Genomic DNA, 15055 nt, shown 5'->3' with positions numbered 1-15055 from the left:
AGGAAAGCTGCTGCAACCAAGTCGGCTGCAAAAGCTCCTGCAAAGAAAGCTGCTGCAACCAAATCGGCTGCTAAAGCTCCGGCAAAGAAAGCGGCTGCAACCAAATCGGCTGCTAAAGCTCCGGCCAAGAAAGCCGCTGCTACCAAGACCGCTGCTAAAGCTCCGGCCAAGAAAGCCGCTGCTACCAAGACCGCTGCTAAAGCGCCGGCCAAGAAAGCTGCTGCCACCAAGACCGCTGCCAAAGCTCCGGCCAAGAAAGCTGCTGCTACCAAGACCGCTGCCAAAGCTCCGGCTAAAGCTGCTGCAACCAAGACCGCCGCTAAAGCCCCGGCCAAAGCTGCTGCAACCAAGACCGCCGCTAAGGGCTCGGCTTCGCCAGTGGCGAAGACGGGCGCCAAAGCTGCTACTGCAACCAAAACCGCTGCCACCAAGGCACCGGCCACCAAAACCGCAGCCACCAAAACCGCCGAGTCCAAGCCGGCAGTGAAGGCCGCCGCCAAGCCGGCAGCCAAGCCGGCCGCAAAGAAAGCCGCCGCGCCGAAGGCCGAAGCAAAGCCGGAAGCCAAGCCGGAAGCGAAAGCGGAAGCCAAGCCGGAAGCCAAGGCCGACACCAAGTCGGAAACCAAGGCCGAAGCCAAGCAGGACAGCGGTTCGGCAGCCCAGTCGGGCCAGACCGCAGCGAAATCGGTGATTGCACCGGCAGCATGGCCTTTCCCGACCAGCAGCCGTCCGTAATCCCATTTCAGCCTGGTTCAGGCAAAATACCGCTGTGTGAGAGTGTTCACACAGCGGTTTTTTTTTAAGGAGAGCTTGTGCTGACCATTCTTCAGTTGATCGTCGATACCGCGGCTAGCGTGGTCGGTGGCGTCTTGTTGCTGCGTTTCTGGATGCAGGTGATCCGCGTGCGGCCGCCGGCATCGGTGGCCCAGTTCACCTTCACCTTGACGGATTGGCTGGTGCGCCCGCTGCGCCGCGTGCTGCCGGGTGTCGGCGGCTATGACTGGGCGAGCCTGATCGGCGCATTCCTGGTTGTGCTGCTGGCGAGCTGCGTGCTGCTGCTGGCGGGCGTGAGCGGGCAGGGCGTCCTGCTGTACGCCCTGTTCCGCTTCCTTAACTGGATTATCTACGGCTTCATGGGCCTGCTGATCATCGAAGTGGTCTTCAGCTGGATCAATCCGCATGCGCCGCTGGCGCCCTTCGTGCATGCCCTGAACGAACCACTGCTGCGTCCTATCCGGCGCCTGGTGCCGCCGGTCGGCGGCATCGATTTTTCGGTATTGGTCGCGCTGATCCTGCTGCAGATCGTCAAGTACCTGCTGGGCCAGGCCATCTTCTTCTAAACGGGACGCTTAGAAGCGGTAGCCGAACGCCGCTTCGAACTTGTCCGCGAGCGCCGAGGGCGTGAAGCTGTGGTTCTGGCCGCCCTGGTGGGCGATCTTGATCGAGCCGAGCAGGCTGGCCACGCGGCCGCTGGTCGGCCAGTCGAGATCGTTCGCAATGCCGAACAGCAGGCCGGCGCGATAGGCGTCGCCGCAGCCGGTCGGGTCGACCACGCTGCTTGCCGGCACCGCCGGAATCTTGTGATGCTCGCCGCCGGCGTAGATGTCCGAGCCTTGCTCGCCGCGCGTGATGATCAGCGCATCCAGGCGCGACGCGATGTCCTGCAGCGCCAGGCCGGTACGGTCCATCACCATCTCGAATTCATAGTCGTTGCAGGCGAGGTAGCTGGCCTGGTCGAGGAAGGTCAGCAGCTCTTCGCCGCTGAACATCGGCAGCTGCTGGCCCGGATCGAACATCAGCGGCACGCCGCGCTCCGCGCAGTCGCGCGCGTGCTTGATCATGCCGTCGCGGCCGTCCGGCGAGACGATCGCGACGCGCAGCGGCAGGTAGTCGGCCAGGCTGTTCTCGTGCGAGAACTGCATCGCGCCCGGGTGGAAGGCGTTGATCTGGTTGTTGTCCAGGTCGGCGGTGACGAAGCACTGGGCAGTGTAGGCGTGGCCGATGGTGCGGATCGCGTTGGTCGCCAGGCCCTGCTTTTCCATGCGCTCGAGGTAGTCGCCGCCGTCCTGGCCGATGGTGCCCATGATCAGCGGATCGCCGCCCAGCATGTTCAGGTTGTAGGCGATGTTGACGGCGCAGCCGCCGAACTCGGTGCGCAGGGTCGGCACCAGGAAGGAGACGTTCACGCGGTGCAGCTGGTCGGCCAGCAGGGTTTCGCCGAAGCGGCCTTGGTATTGCATGATCTTGTCGAAGGCAATCGAGCCGCAGATCAGCACAGTCTTGGTCATGGTGAGTCCTGAAGAAATCTAGGGATAAAAAACGATCATATGGTAGCCGGACGGCTTCAGCCCGGTGAGCGCGAAGTTCAGCCGGACCGGCTGCTCCGAGCGTGCACCGAAGCCGGCGGCGCTCGAAACGCCTTGCGGCAGGTACTCGGCGGGGCCGAACACGCGCCGCAGCAGCGGCTTGTCGTTGGCGTCGGTGAGTTCGAGCTGGATGCTGGGCCAGGCCTGCACGAGGCTACCCTGGTTGCGCAGCAGCGTGTTGAGCGAGTACGTGTCGACGCCCAGGGTGGACAGTTCGCCGGTCTCGATCGCCAGGTTCTCGATCTGCGTCGGCAGCCCGATACGGCAGCGCAGCACGGCGCAGCCGGCGTTCAGGACCGGCCTGGCGCCCGGATAGCGGGCCGCCAGCACGTTGCGGAAGTCCACCAGCAGCTGGGCCGCCAGCAGCAGCGCCAGCAGCACGGCCCCGGCGATCATCAGCAGGCGCCGGCTGCGGCCCGACTGTTCCTGCTTGCGGCTGCGCTTGACGAATTCCGGCTCGTCGGCGTCGGCATTGGCCGGCACGCGCAACTTGGGGGCGTCGATCTTGGTGGGCGTGAGCTTGGAGCGGCGCGAGCGCGCATCGACCGCCTTGGCGCGCGCGGACTTGGGCGTGGACGGCGGCGCGGCAGGCGCCAGGCTGTCGTTGCTGGCCGCCGAGGCGCGCAGGGGCAGGGGGATGTCGTCGGTGGCCATCGACTCGCTCATGCCTGCTTCTGCGGGCGCCTCCTCCCGGTAGGGATGCTCGTCGTCGGGCAGCGGCTGGGCGACCAGTTCCTCGTCGACCGGCAGCTCGAAGCTGGGTTCGACGCGGCCCTGCGGCGCGTAGGCGGATGCCGGGGGCGCTGCGGGCGCCGGTGCGGTGTCGGCATCGGCTAGTGCGGGCTCGGGCTCCGGCTCAAGGTCAGGCTCCGGCTCGGCCACGACGGCCTCGGCGTCATGCGGCGCTTCTTCCGCAGACGGCGCATCCGCTTCGGCTACCGGCTCGGGCTCGGGCGACACGGGCGGCATGGTGTCGGCCACGGCGTCGCCGGCCGGGACATTGGCATCGGCTTCCGGCGCCGCCCCGGCGTCGTCCGAAGCAGGCGCAGGCGACATCCCGCCGCCATTGCGCCACACCTGCGCGCGCGGCGGAGCAGGCGGCTCATCGGGCGCCGTCTTCGGCAGGATGCCGAGCGGGTCGAAGGTCTTGTCGAAATCGAGGGTATAGACGGGCTGCTCGCCCTGTTCCTGAGCCGCGGCAGGGGCAGAGACGGCGTCAGGTGCGGCGGGCGCGGAAGCCTGCGCCGCGTGCTCCTTGCTGGCCGCCAGCGCGTCCAGGTCGATCAGGTGGGCGCTGCCGTCAAAGATGCTTTGGCAGGCGCCGCAGCGGACGATGCCGCCGCGGAGCTTGAGCTGGTCCGAGGCGACCCGGAACGTGGTGTGGCAATGCGGGCACTGGGTGGCGAGCGCCATGCCCTTAGTTGGTGCCGTGGAGAGCGACCCAGCCGTCCAGCTCGGCCCAGACGCTCAGCTTGATGAAAGGCGCGTAGGCGGCGGCCACTTCCTCGGCCTGGCGCGCCAGCACACCGGACAGGATCAGCGAACCGCCGGGAGCGACGCGGCCGGACAGCATCGGCGCCATCAGCTTCAGGGGGCTCGACAGAATGTTGGCGACCACGATGTCGAAGCGGCTGTCGCCGCCCTTTGCTGCGACGAAGTCGTCCGGCACGTGGAAGGCGATCTCGCAGTGGTTGCGTTCTGCGTTCAACTTCGCCGATTCGATCGCCTGCGGGTCGATGTCGACGCCGATGACGTCGGCAGCGCCGAGCTTTTTCGCGACCATCGCCAGGATGCCCGAACCGCAGCCGTAGTCCAGCACCGATTTACCTGGCGCCGGGTGCGCTTCCAGCCATTCCATGCACAGGCGGGTGGTCGGGTGGCTGCCGGTGCCGAAAGCCAGGCCCGGATCGACTTCCAGGATCAGGCCGTTCGGGTCCGGTGCTTCGTGCCAGCTCGGCACGACCCAGATGTTCTTGCCGATGTGGATGGGCTCGAACTGCGATTGCGTCAGGCGCACCCAGTCGGCGTCGGCGACGTCACGGGTGGTGAAGGCGGGCGCCGACGTCAAACCAATCGACGCAGCAGCTTCGGCCACGATCGCAGCCTGGTCCGCATCGACGTCGGTCAGCGCGACCACGCGGCTGTGGTCCCACGCCGCCTCGGTCGGCACCATGCCCGGTTCGCCGAACAGCGGCTTTTCCTGGTCGGTGCCTTCGTCGGCGTCTTCCACCGAGACCGACAGCGCGCCCGCTTCCATCAGGGCGTCGGACATGCCCTCGGCGTGCTCGCGTGCGATCTCGATTATGACTTCAATCCAGCTCATTGATCAGCCTTAACGTCTGCAGCCTTGGTCTCGGATTTCGAGCCGATCGCGCCATCCTTCGGCAGGTCCGGCTTGTGGGCCAGCTTCTGCTCCAGGTAATGGATGTTGGTGCCGCCCTCGATGAAGCGGGCGTCGACCATCAGTTCGCGGTGCAGCGGGATATTCGTCAGGATACCCTCGACCACCATTTCCGACAACGCGATCTGCATGCGGCGGATCGCCTGGTCGCGGGTCGCGCCGTAAGCGATGACTTTACCGACCATCGAGTCGTAGTGCGGCGGCACGTAGTAGCCGGCGTAGGCGTGCGAATCGACGCGGATGCCAGGACCGCCCGGCGGGTGCCAGCCGGTGATGCGGCCTGGCGACGGGATGAACTTGAACGGGTCTTCCGCGTTGATGCGGCACTCGATCGCGTGGCCCGACAGCATGATGTCGCGCTGCTTGAAGCGCAGACGCTCGCCGCAGGCGATGCGGATCTGTTCCTGGACGATGTCGATCCCGGTGATCATTTCGGTGACCGGGTGCTCGACCTGGACGCGGGTGTTCATCTCGATGAAGTAGAACTCGCCGTTCTCGTACAGGAATTCGAAGGTGCCGGCGCCGCGGTAGCCGATCTTGCGGCAGGCTTCCGCGCAGCGCTCGCCGATCTTCTCGATGGTCTTGCGCGGGATGCCCGGCGCCGGCGCTTCCTCGATCACCTTCTGGTGGCGGCGCTGCATCGAGCAGTCGCGTTCGCCCAGCCAGACGGCCTGCTTGTGTTCGTCGGCCAGCACCTGGATCTCCACGTGGCGCGGATTTTCCAGGTACTTCTCCATGTAGACTTCGGGATTGCCGAAGGCAGTACCGGCTTCGGTCTTGGTCATCTGCACGGCGGACAGCAGGGCTGCCTCGGTGTGCACGACGCGCATGCCGCGGCCGCCACCGCCGCCGGCGGCCTTGATGATGACCGGATAGCCGATCTTGCGCGCGGTCTGGATGATTTCCTTCGGATCGTCCGGCAGGGCGCCCTCGGAACCCGGCACGCAGGGCACGCCGGCGCGGATCATCGCCTGCTTGGCCGACACCTTGTCACCCATCATGCGGATCGATTCCGGACGCGGGCCGATGAAGACGAAGCCCGATTTTTCGACGCGTTCGGCAAAGTCGGCGTTCTCGGACAGGAAACCGTAGCCCGGGTGGATCGCTTCGGCGTCGGTCACTTCGGCCGCGCTGATGATTGCCGGCATGCTCAGGTAGCTCTGCGCCGATTGCGCTGGGCCGATGCAGACGGATTCGTCGGCCAGTTTCACGTACTTGGCGTCCTTGTCGGCTTCCGAGTGCACGACGACCGTCTTGATGCCCATCTCGCGGCAGGCGCGCTGGATACGCAGCGCGATTTCACCACGATTGGCGATTAGAATTTTTTCAAACATGGTATGCGGTGTTTCTGTGAGTGCCGGCGATGCCGGATGCAACAGGAGGAAATAGCTTCAGGGGCAAGCCATCCTTCGTGGAAGGCGGCTTTGCCCCGTATTTATAACTTGATATTAGCCGATCACGAACAGCGGCTGGCCGAATTCGACAGGCTGGCCGTTTTCCACCAGGATCTTGGTGACGGTGCCGGAGATGTCGGAATCGATTTCGTTCAGGAGCTTCATCGCTTCGATGATGCACAGGGTGTCGCCTTCCTTCACGCTGGCGCCGACTTCGACGAAGGCCGGAGCGCCCGGGGCCGACGAGCGGTAGAAGGTGCCGACCATCGGCGACTTGACGACGTGGCCGGTCTCGGCCGGGGCTGCTGGAGCCGGTGCTGCGGCCGGGGCGGGTGCGCCGGCGACGGCCGGCGCCGAGTATTGCTGCACGCCTTGCTGCGGAACCATCATCACCTGATTTTGCGGGATTGCGGAGGACTTGACGATGCGAACCTTGCTTTCGCCTTCGGTCACTTCGAGTTCAGCGATGTCCGATTCGGCGACGAGGTCGATCAATGTCTTGAGTTTTCGTAGATCCATGTGAAACCCCTTGGAATTATTTGTTGTTGAGTATGCGGCGCGTCAGGTGGTTAGCGCTAATCCGCACAGGATGCGTGAAGTTGACGTAGATTAACGCTCTTTGAGCGCAAAGTCGATGGCAAAACGATAGCCATCAGCTCCCAGTCCACAAATCGTGCCTTGCGCGATCGCAGACAAAAACGAGTGGTGCCGGAACTCCTCACGCTTGTAAATATTAGAGAGGTGAACTTCCACGAACGGAATGTCCACCGCCGCCAGCGCATCTCGCAAGGCGACGCTGGTGTGCGTCAATCCGCCCGGGTTGATGACGATCGCGTCCACCCCTTCCTGTCTCGCCGCATGGATGCGGTCGATCAGCGCTCCTTCATGGTTGCTCTGGAAGCAAGCGATGCTTGCACCAGCGCCTGCTGCCTGGGCATTGGCAGCCTGCTCGATGTCGGCCAGGGTAGTAGCACCGTACACCGCAGGCTCCCGGGTCCCCAGTAAATTCAAGTTGGGGCCATTGAGCAGCAGTAGCTTTTTCGCCATGATAAACCGTCTGTTTGCCCGAAAGACAGGCATTTTGCCGCCAACGTTGTGTGTTGGCAAGCGATAAAAAGCGCCTGGAATATAAGTGAACGACCGTTCGCCAAATGGCCCTGTCTATTAGAGCTTGCCCAGATCTGCGCGCAATTCCTCGAATTTCAGGCGTCCCAGGTAAGTCTTGCGTACCTGCCCGTCCGGGCCGATCAGGACCGTGAACGGCAAACCGCCGTGTGTATTGCCGAGCTCGCGCGACAGATCGGTGCCGCCCATCCCGCCCACATACAGAGGATAAGCAACTTTCGTCTTCTTCACGAATTCAGTCAGGTTCGCCGGCGAATCGATGCCGATCCCGATCACATTGAAATGCTTGCCGCCGTCCTTGGCCGCCAGTTCGGACAGTTCCGGCATCTCCTGCACGCAGGGCGCGCACCACGATGCCCAGAAATTCACCAGCAGCGGCTTGCCCTTCCACTGGCCCAGCGATTGCGGCTTGCCGGACAGGTCGTTGAGGGACTGCGCATATAGATTGCTCACCGCCGTGTGCGGACGGCCGTCGGTCGGTGCATAGCTGGTCGTCAGCGGGCCCTTGGCCTCGGTCTTGACGGCGGCAATGGCGCCGAACACGGCAAAGGCGGCTGCGACGATGGCGTAGCCGGCCAGGTTCTTTTTATTCATCTTGTTCGAGGGTTTGGTCGGTAATCATCAGGGAGCGAAGGCCGGCGGCGTCCACGCGCTGCAGGCGGCCATCGGCGCGCGGCTTCAGGGCGCCGCGCAGGTCGTTCATTTCATACAGTTCGGCGTGCACCGTCTCCTGCTTCCACTGGAAGCTGACGGTTTCGACCGGCTCGTGGCGCCCGCCCTTGAAGTGCGGCATTTCCGAGATGTCGATGTCGACGTTGCGGTTCAGCAGGAAGATCTCGACTTCCTTGGCGCTGTCGGCGAACAGTTGCAGGTTGATGGCGTCATGTTCGCCGGCGGTGCCGTTCAGGACCGCGCCGGTGAGGTAGGGCCGGAATTCTTCCAGCTGTTCCATCACCTCGAGCGCCGCGATGCGCAGCTCCTGCAGGCGGGCGGCCTGGGACGGGCCCTGGAACAGCGCCTGGTAGCGGCGCACTTCGTCCTCGACCTGGATATTGTCCGGCAAATAGTTGGGGGAGGGGCGGTCCACGCCCAGCACCTGGCGCGCAGCCTTGGCCTTGGCGGTGGCATAGTCGGCGCCATCCTGGGCAATCATGCGCGCGGCAGTGGCAGCAATACGTCCGCGCAATGTTTGGAGGTCGTCATTTGGCATTGGCATCATGTCCGTGATCATACTCTTGAACGGAAAATGGCATCGCGTCGGGTAAAATCGTGCATTCGTTATTTTCTCGATCACCATGCACATCCATATTCTCGGTATTTGCGGCACCTTCATGGGCGGCCTGGCAGTCCTGGCCAAGGAAGCCGGCCACCGCGTCACCGGGTGCGACGCCAACGTCTATCCGCCGATGAGCACCCAGCTCGAAGCCCAGGGCATCGAACTGATCCAGGGCTACAGTCCCGACCAGGTGGCGCTCAATCCCGACCTCTACGTGATCGGGAACGTGATGACGCGAGGCAATCCTCTGATCGAGGAAATCCTGAACCGCGGCCTGCCATATGTATCGGGCCCGCAATGGATCGGCGACCATATCCTGCGTCATAAATGGGTACTGGCCGTCGCCGGCACCCACGGCAAGACCACGACCACCTCGATGCTGGCCTGGATTCTCGAGGATGCCGGCTATTCGCCGGGCTTCCTGATCGGCGGCGTGCCGATGAACTTCGGCATCTCGGCGCGCCTGCAGGGCGAATCGGATTCCGACTTCTTCGTCATCGAAGCCGACGAGTACGACACCGCCTTCTTCGACAAGCGCTCCAAGTTCGTGCACTACCACGCCAAGACCGCGGTGCTGAACAACCTGGAATACGATCATGCCGACATCTTCCCGGATATCGGCGCCATCGAGACCCAGTTCCACCACCTGGTGCGCACCGTGCCCGGCGTGGGCCGCCTGATCGTGAATGGCGACGAAGCCTCGCTCAGCCGCGTGCTCAAGCGCGGCTGCTGGAGCGAAAAAGAATCCTTCGGCGCATCCGAAGGCACGAACTGGAGCCTGGTCGAGCATCCGGGCGGTTCCAGCTTCGACGTCCTCTTCAATGGGGAAGTGCAGGGCACCGTGCACTGGGACCTGACCGGCCACCACAACCGCACCAATGCGCTGGCCGCGATCGCTGCCGCGCGCCACGTCGGCGTGCCGCCGAGCCAGGCCATCGAATCGCTGGCGCGCTTCCAGAGCGTCAAGCGGCGCATGGAAGTGCGCGGCGTGGTGCGCGATGTGACCGTCTACGACGACTTCGCCCACCACCCGACCGCGATCGCCACCACCGTCGGCGGCCTGCGCCAGAAGATCGGGACCACCGGCCGCATCCTGGCCGTGCTCGAGCCGCGCTCGAATACCATGAAGCTGGGCGCGATGAAGGATGCGCTGCCGGGCAGCCTGAAGGATGCGGACCTGGTGTTCGGCTTCGGCAGCCAGCAGGCGCTGGGCTGGTCGCTGGCCGACGCCCTGAAACCGCTGGGGAATATCGCCCACAGCTTCGACCAGCTCGACTACATGGTGAAGGCCATCGTGCAGGCCGCCCAGCCGGGCGACCACATCCTCGTGATGAGCAACGGTGGCTTCGGCGGCGTGCACCAGAAGCTGCTGGAGGCGCTGGCGGAATGAGTTCTCCGCACCTGTTATATCTGCACGGTTTCCGCTCCTCGCCCAAATCCTTCAAGGCGCGCGTGGTCAACCAGCGCATGGCGCAGCTGGGCCGCGCGAATGAATTGATCTGTCCGCAGCTGCCGGCGTCGCCGAAGGCGGCCATGGAACTGGTGCTGACCCTGGTCGAGCGCCACAAGGACAACCTGGCGATCGTCGGCTCTTCGCTGGGCGGCTTTTACGCAACCTGGCTGGCCGAGCGCTTCGGCTGCCGTGCGGTGCTGATCAACCCCTCGGTCGATCCGCTGAAGAACCTGGCGCACCACGTCGGCGTGACCACCGCCTGGCATTCGGATGAGCCCTTCGAGTTCAAGCAGGAATACATCGCCGAGCTGGCCGAGCTGAAAGTGGCGCAGATCACGCGCCCGGAACGCTACTTCCTGCTGGCCGCCACCGGCGACGAGGTGCTGGACTACCGCGACATGGTGGCCCACTACGCCGGCGCCCGCCAGCACGTGATCCAGGGCAGCGACCATGCGGTGTCGGAATTCGAACAATATGTCGACGAGGTGCTGGACTTCTGCGCCGGATCGGACCGGGCGTGAGGCCGGCCTCGCTGCGCCGGGCGCGCTGGCTGGCGCATCCGGACGGCGTGGGGGCAAGTGCGGCCATGCGTGACTGGCTCACCACACCGGGCTCCCTGACCGCGCGCCTGACCGCGCACAGCCGCCAATTCCGCGTGCAGAAGCTGCGCCAGGCGACTAATCTGTGCCTGGCGGACGAAGCCGCGGCAATCGGCCTGCATCGGCCCCAGCGTGTGTGGGAACGCGAAGTGCTGCTGCGCTGCGACGGCGCGCCGGTGGTCTACGGCCACACCGTGGTGCCGACGAGCGCGACCGCGCAGGACTGGCCGCTGTTCTCGGCGCTCGGCGAACGCTCGCTCGGCACGACCCTGTTTTACGATCCGCGGGTACAGCGCGGCCAACTCGAATTTGCCCGGATCCGCCCGGGCCATCCCCTGCTGGCGCGCGTGCATGCGGCGCTTGGTGGCGATGGCGCGCGGCCTGAAGCAACTTATTATGCGCGGCGCTGCCTCTATCGCCGCCGTCAAGGCCTGTTGCTGGTCACCGAGGTATTCTTGCCCGCGGTGCTGAAGCTTGCAGCCAACTCAGATATGAATGTGAAGTGAAATGAACGTCTTTTTCGAAGAATCCGGCGACTTCAAGGTCGGTACCGTGCTGTCGCAGGCGGGCGAGGCCTACCAGGTCGAAATGCCGAGCGGGAAGCGCACCAAGGTCAAGTCGCGCGATGTGCTGCTGCAGTTCGACAAACCGTCCCCGGCCGAGCTGCTGGAGCAGGCCAAGGCCGTAGCAGGCGAGGTCGACCTCGAATTCCTGTGGGAAGTCGCGGGCCAGGACGAGTTCGGGTTCACGGAGCTCGGCGCCGAATACTTCGGCCACGCGCCGCTGCCCTTCGAGGCCGCCGGCCTGGTGTTGGCGCTGCACAACGCGCCCATCTATTTCTACAAGAAGGGCCGCGGCCGTTACAAGGCCGCGCCGGAACAATCGCTGCGCGCGGCCCTGGCCGGCATCGAAAAGAAGAAGCAGCAGGCCATCGTGCAGGCTTCCTATGTCGAGGAACTGAAGGCGGGCAACCTGCCGGCCGCGATGCAGCCGCTGGTGCAGCAGCTGCTCTTCAAGCCGGACAAGAACAGCATCGAATTCAAAGCGTTGGAAACGGCCGCCAGCGAAATGCAGACCACCGCCCAGCGCCTGATGCTGAGCACGGGCGGCGTGGCCTCGGCCAAGGACCTGCACATGTCGCGCTTCCTGTTCGAGCACTTCCCGCGCGGCGCCGGTTTCCCGGCCGTGACGGTGCCGAGTGCGCCGACCGACCTGCCGCTGGCCAAGGTGGCGGCGTTCTCGATCGACGACGTCACTACCACCGAGATCGACGACGCCTTCTCGGTCGAACAGCTGGCCGACGGCCTGGTGCGGGTCGGCATCCACATCGCCGCGCCGGGCCTGGGCATCCGTCCGGACGACGCCATCGACAAGATCGCGCGCGCGCGCATGTCGACCGTGTACATGCCGGGCGATAAGATCACCATGCTGCCGGACGAGGTGGTGGAAGCCTTCACCCTGGCCGAAGGCAAGGATTGCCCGGCGCTGTCGCTGTACGCGACCCTGAATCCGGAAACCTGGTCGGTGCTGTCCACCGAGACCCGTGCCGAGCGCGTGCCGATCAAGACCAACCTGCGCCTGAACGACCTGGATGCGCTGGTGACCGAAGAGGTGCTGGCCAACGGCACGGGCGAATATGCGCACAAGGACGAGCTGGGCCTGCTGTGGAAGTGGGCGCTGCAGCTCGAAGCCGGCCGCATGAAGAAGCGCGAAGCCTTCGGCCTGAAGCCGGAGCAGGCGAACCGCGTCGACTTCAATTTCTATGTCGAGAACGACATCGTGACCATCGTGCGCCGCAAGCGTGGCGCGCCGCTGGACAAGATCGTGGCCGAGCTGATGATCTTCGCCAACAGCACCTGGGGCAAGCTGCTGCACGACTCGGGCGTGCCGGGCATCTACCGCTCGCAAGGGCCGGGCGCCGGCGGCTGGAACGCCAAGATCCAGGTGCGCATGGTGACCCACGCGGCGCCGCACCAGGGCCTGGGCGTCGACCAGTATGCCTGGAGCACCTCGCCGCTGCGCCGCTACACCGACCTGGTCAACCAGTGGCAGATCCTGGCCTGCGCCTCGAATGGCGTGACGGCGCCGCTGGTGGCCCCGTTCAAGCACCGCGACGCGACCCTGTTCTCGATCGTCTCCGCCTTCGATGCCGCCTATGCGGCCTACAACGAGTTCCAGCAGAATATGGAGCGCTACTGGTGCCTGCGCTGGCTGGGCCAGGAAAATGCGCGCCAGGTGGACGCGGTGGTGCTGAAGGACGAAGTGCTGCGCCTGGTCGAGATCCCGCTGGTGATCCGCCTGCCGGGCATGCCGCAAGTGGCGCGCGGCGCCCAGGTGCGCATGGACATCGTGCGCTGGGACGAGGTCGACCTGTCGCTGGAAGCCCGCCTGCTCGAGGTGGCCGAGCCGACGCCGGAAGCGGCGGCCGAGCTCGAATTCGAGGAGGAAGAGGATTCGGCGGCAACGACCGCGGATACGGGCGAGGCGGCGGCCGAGGAAGCGGTCGAGGCCGAGGGTTCCGTGACCGTGACGGACCCGGCGACGCAGACGGACGTGCCTGCTGCTTGATGTAGGGTGGGCACCATGTGCCCACGTACGGCGTTTGCATATCGCTAACGTTCGCGTAGGCACGGAGTGCCCACCCTACAACAGCGGTAATTCAGCCTAACAAACTCGTGGCCTTGCACGGTAGAATGAATAGTTACCGTCCCATCGCGCAGCACGTGAAGAGCCTCCAACACAACCGTCCCATGATGATCGCCATCGCCTTCTCGGTGCTGGCGCACGCATCCCTGCTGGCGATCCGTTTCGCCTCGCCGGATGCGTTCCGGTTGCAGCCGACCGATCCGGGGCTGGAAGTCATCCTGGTCAACGCCAAGCACGAGCGCGCCCCGGTCAAGGCCGAGGCGCTGGCCCAGTCCAACCTGGACGGCGGCGGCAATGCCGATGCCGGCCGCGCCCAGTCGCCGCTGCCGGACCTGCGCAAGATCGAGGACGGCGACAGCATCAAGGCCGTGCAGCGCCGCATCGCCGACCTCGAGCAGCGGCAGCGCCTCCTGACCCAGACCCACGCCTCCGGCTTCAACGCGGCCCCGATCGCCGAGCAGGACAAGCCCGACCCCTCGCGCAACGGCGCCGACATGCTGGAAACCAGCCGCGCCATCGCGCGCCAGACCGCCGAGATCACCCAGCGCATCTCGGACCAGAACAAGCGCCCGAAGAAGACCTTCATCAGCCCCAGCACGCGCGGGGTCGGCTACGCCATCTATTACAAGGCCCTGCAGAAGCGGGTGGAGGAAGTCGGCACCCTCAGCTTCCCGCAGCAGAACGGCCGCAAGCTGTACGGCGAGCTGGTGATGTATATCCCGGTATTCCAGGACGGCAGCATCTATGAAAAGGAAGGCGGGCCGCGCATCGAGCGTTCCTCCGGCAACCGCGCGCTGGACCAGGCCGCGCTGGGCATCGTGCGCCGTGCCGCGCCCTTCGGCAAATTCCCGGCGAATATGCGCTCTACCGACAAGGACGACCTCTGGATCGTGATCACCACCTTCACCTTCACCCGCGAAGGCAAGCTGCAGGCGGAACTGCGCGAAGAAAAAGGAGCATGAGGCAGCATGAGCGATAAGTATTGCGTGATTGGTAACCCGATCGGTCATAGCCGGTCGCCGGACATCCATGCGGCCTTTGCCGCCGACACCGGCCAGGACATCACGTACGAACGCTGCCTCGCGCCGCTGGACGGCTTTGCCGACACGGTGCGCGGACTGATCGCAGACGGCTACCGCGGCGCCAACGTCACCGTGCCCTTCAAGCTGGAAGCGGCCAACCTCGCCACCCGTCTGGAAGAGCGCGCGCGCCTGGCCGGCGCCGTCAACACCCTGCGCTTCGAGAACGGCGAGATCGTCGGCGACAACACCGACGGCCCCGGCCTGGTGGCCGACATCGTCCGCAATGCCGGCGTGCCGCTGGCCGGCAAACGCGTGCTGCTGCTGGGCGCGGGCGGGGCGGCGCGCGGCGTCATCCTGCCCATCCTGCAGCATGGCCCGCAAGCGATCGCGATCGCCAACCGCACCCGCGCCACCGCCGATGCGCTGGTCGAGCAGTTTGCGGCGCAGGCTGCGCATCCTGGCCAGGTAGCCGCCTGCGGCTTCGAGGACATCGACAGCCCCTTCGACGTGGTGATCAATGCGACTTCGGCCAGCCTGTCGTCGGCCATGCCGCCGGTGCCTGCTGTCGCGTTTTGCCAGGGCACGCTGGCATTGGATATGATGTACGGGAAAACGCCGAGCCCGTTCATGGAATTCGCCGCCAGCCATGGCGCGACGGTCCGCGACGGCCTGGGCATGCTGGTCGAGCAGGCCGCCGAAGCCTTCGCCATCTGGCGCGGCGTGCGTCCGCAGACCGCCACCATCCTCGAACAGATGCGGTCGAAATTATGATG

At 65.1% G+C, this 15055-nt stretch carries 16 protein-coding genes; 8 read left to right on the top strand and 8 right to left on the bottom strand.

Annotated features, from left to right (window positions below; all coding sequences use genetic code 11):
* Both AC07PE_RS06125 and AC07PE_RS06120 read left to right on the top strand, forming a co-directional pair.
* On the top strand, positions 1-735 hold a 735-nt coding region (locus AC07PE_RS06125), incomplete at its 5' end, for a hypothetical protein (protein WP_498762508.1).
* Between the two features lie 77 nt (positions 736-812).
* Positions 813-1340, top strand: coding sequence for a YggT family protein (locus AC07PE_RS06120; protein WP_498762507.1), 528 nt, complete (start codon positions 813-815; stop codon positions 1338-1340).
* Between the two features lie 9 nt (positions 1341-1349).
* On the opposite strand, the gene AC07PE_RS06115 is transcribed toward AC07PE_RS06120, so the two are convergent.
* The 8 genes from AC07PE_RS06115 to AC07PE_RS06080 all read right to left on the bottom strand — a co-directional run bounded on the left by AC07PE_RS06115 (position 1350) and on the right by AC07PE_RS06080 (position 8505).
* Positions 1350-2288 (bottom strand): carbohydrate kinase family protein, encoded by a 939-nt coding sequence (locus AC07PE_RS06115; RefSeq protein ID WP_498762506.1) that lies wholly within the window; start codon positions 2286-2288, stop codon positions 1350-1352.
* Between the two features lie 18 nt (positions 2289-2306).
* Complete coding sequence (locus AC07PE_RS06110; protein WP_498762505.1) at positions 2307-3779, bottom strand: zinc-ribbon and DUF3426 domain-containing protein; 1473 nt, start codon at positions 3777-3779, stop codon at positions 2307-2309.
* A 4-nt stretch (positions 3780-3783) separates the two neighbouring features.
* Positions 3784-4689 carry a 50S ribosomal protein L11 methyltransferase gene (gene prmA, locus AC07PE_RS06105; protein WP_498762504.1) on the bottom strand — a complete coding sequence of 302 codons (906 nt, stop codon included), beginning with the start codon at positions 4687-4689 and terminating at the stop codon, positions 3784-3786.
* On the bottom strand, positions 4686-6101 hold the full coding sequence (gene accC / locus AC07PE_RS06100) for an acetyl-CoA carboxylase biotin carboxylase subunit (protein ID WP_498762503.1): 1416 nt from the start codon (positions 6099-6101) through the stop codon (positions 4686-4688). The genes prmA and accC overlap by 4 nt, the downstream gene beginning before the upstream one ends.
* 114 nt (positions 6102-6215) lie before the next feature.
* Positions 6216-6680, bottom strand: a complete 465-nt coding sequence (accB, locus tag AC07PE_RS06095) for an acetyl-CoA carboxylase biotin carboxyl carrier protein (RefSeq protein ID WP_498762502.1) — start codon at positions 6678-6680, stop codon at positions 6216-6218.
* Between the two features lie 90 nt (positions 6681-6770).
* Complete coding sequence (aroQ, locus tag AC07PE_RS06090) at positions 6771-7208, bottom strand: type II 3-dehydroquinate dehydratase (RefSeq protein ID WP_498762501.1); 438 nt, start codon at positions 7206-7208, stop codon at positions 6771-6773.
* A gap of 117 nt (positions 7209-7325) precedes the next feature.
* Entirely contained in the window at positions 7326-7880 is a 555-nt protein-coding gene (locus AC07PE_RS06085) for a TlpA family protein disulfide reductase (protein WP_498762500.1), read from the bottom strand.
* Positions 7873-8505, bottom strand: a complete 633-nt coding sequence (locus AC07PE_RS06080; RefSeq protein ID WP_498762499.1) for a hypothetical protein — start codon at positions 8503-8505, stop codon at positions 7873-7875. The genes AC07PE_RS06085 and AC07PE_RS06080 overlap by 8 nt, the downstream gene beginning before the upstream one ends.
* Before the next feature lie 76 nt (positions 8506-8581).
* Here AC07PE_RS06080 and mpl point away from each other — a divergent pair, with 76 nt between their 5' ends.
* The 6 genes from mpl to aroE all read left to right on the top strand — a co-directional run bounded on the left by mpl (position 8582) and on the right by aroE (position 15053).
* Positions 8582-9952, top strand: coding sequence for a UDP-N-acetylmuramate:L-alanyl-gamma-D-glutamyl-meso-diaminopimelate ligase (gene mpl, locus AC07PE_RS06075; RefSeq protein ID WP_498762498.1), 1371 nt, complete (start codon positions 8582-8584; stop codon positions 9950-9952).
* Complete coding sequence (locus tag AC07PE_RS06070) at positions 9949-10536, top strand: YqiA/YcfP family alpha/beta fold hydrolase (protein WP_498762497.1); 588 nt, start codon at positions 9949-9951, stop codon at positions 10534-10536. The genes mpl and AC07PE_RS06070 overlap by 4 nt, the downstream gene beginning before the upstream one ends.
* Positions 10533-11120 (top strand): chorismate--pyruvate lyase family protein, encoded by a 588-nt coding sequence (locus AC07PE_RS06065; RefSeq protein WP_498762496.1) that lies wholly within the window; start codon positions 10533-10535, stop codon positions 11118-11120. Before AC07PE_RS06070 ends, AC07PE_RS06065 begins: the two co-directional genes overlap by 4 nt.
* A 1-nt stretch (position 11121) precedes the next feature.
* Positions 11122-13182 carry a ribonuclease catalytic domain-containing protein gene (locus AC07PE_RS06060; RefSeq protein WP_498762495.1) on the top strand — a complete coding sequence of 687 codons (2061 nt, stop codon included), beginning with the start codon at positions 11122-11124 and terminating at the stop codon, positions 13180-13182.
* Positions 13183-13307: 125 nt separating this feature from the next.
* Positions 13308-14222, top strand: a complete 915-nt coding sequence (locus AC07PE_RS06055) for a TonB C-terminal domain-containing protein (RefSeq protein WP_498762494.1) — start codon at positions 13308-13310, stop codon at positions 14220-14222.
* A gap of 6 nt (positions 14223-14228) precedes the next feature.
* Positions 14229-15053: a shikimate dehydrogenase gene (gene aroE, locus AC07PE_RS06050; RefSeq protein WP_498762493.1), complete on the top strand. Its 825-nt coding sequence runs from the start codon at positions 14229-14231 to the stop codon at positions 15051-15053.
* The last annotated feature ends 2 nt before the right edge of the window (positions 15054-15055 follow it).

It is taken from the genome of Telluria sp. GW821-FHT07G12 (assembly GCF_059418525.1).
This window is presented reverse-complemented; position numbering and strand designations above follow the sequence as displayed.

What these genes read in the sequence shown, in the direction of transcription:
- AC07PE_RS06115 (WP_498762506.1), bottom strand. Translation starts at nt 2,288, where the DNA reads ATGACCAAGACTGTGCTGATCTGCGGCTCGATTGCCTTCGACAAGATC.
- AC07PE_RS06110 (WP_498762505.1), bottom strand. Translation starts at nt 3,779, where the DNA reads ATGGCGCTCGCCACCCAGTGCCCGCATTGCCACACCACGTTCCGGGTC.
- prmA (WP_498762504.1), bottom strand. Translation starts at nt 4,689, where the DNA reads ATGAGCTGGATTGAAGTCATAATCGAGATCGCACGCGAGCACGCCGAG.
- accC (WP_498762503.1), bottom strand. Translation starts at nt 6,101, where the DNA reads ATGTTTGAAAAAATTCTAATCGCCAATCGTGGTGAAATCGCGCTGCGT.
- accB (WP_498762502.1), bottom strand. Translation starts at nt 6,680, where the DNA reads ATGGATCTACGAAAACTCAAGACATTGATCGACCTCGTCGCCGAATCG.
- aroQ (WP_498762501.1), bottom strand. Translation starts at nt 7,208, where the DNA reads ATGGCGAAAAAGCTACTGCTGCTCAATGGCCCCAACTTGAATTTACTG.
- AC07PE_RS06085 (WP_498762500.1), bottom strand. Translation starts at nt 7,880, where the DNA reads ATGAATAAAAAGAACCTGGCCGGCTACGCCATCGTCGCAGCCGCCTTT.
- AC07PE_RS06080 (WP_498762499.1), bottom strand. Translation starts at nt 8,505, where the DNA reads ATGATGCCAATGCCAAATGACGACCTCCAAACATTGCGCGGACGTATT.
- mpl (WP_498762498.1), top strand. Translation starts at nt 8,582, where the DNA reads ATGCACATCCATATTCTCGGTATTTGCGGCACCTTCATGGGCGGCCTG.
- AC07PE_RS06070 (WP_498762497.1), top strand. Translation starts at nt 9,949, where the DNA reads ATGAGTTCTCCGCACCTGTTATATCTGCACGGTTTCCGCTCCTCGCCC.
- AC07PE_RS06060 (WP_498762495.1), top strand. Translation starts at nt 11,122, where the DNA reads ATGAACGTCTTTTTCGAAGAATCCGGCGACTTCAAGGTCGGTACCGTG.
- AC07PE_RS06055 (WP_498762494.1), top strand. Translation starts at nt 13,308, where the DNA reads ATGAATAGTTACCGTCCCATCGCGCAGCACGTGAAGAGCCTCCAACAC.
- aroE (WP_498762493.1), top strand. Translation starts at nt 14,229, where the DNA reads ATGAGCGATAAGTATTGCGTGATTGGTAACCCGATCGGTCATAGCCGG.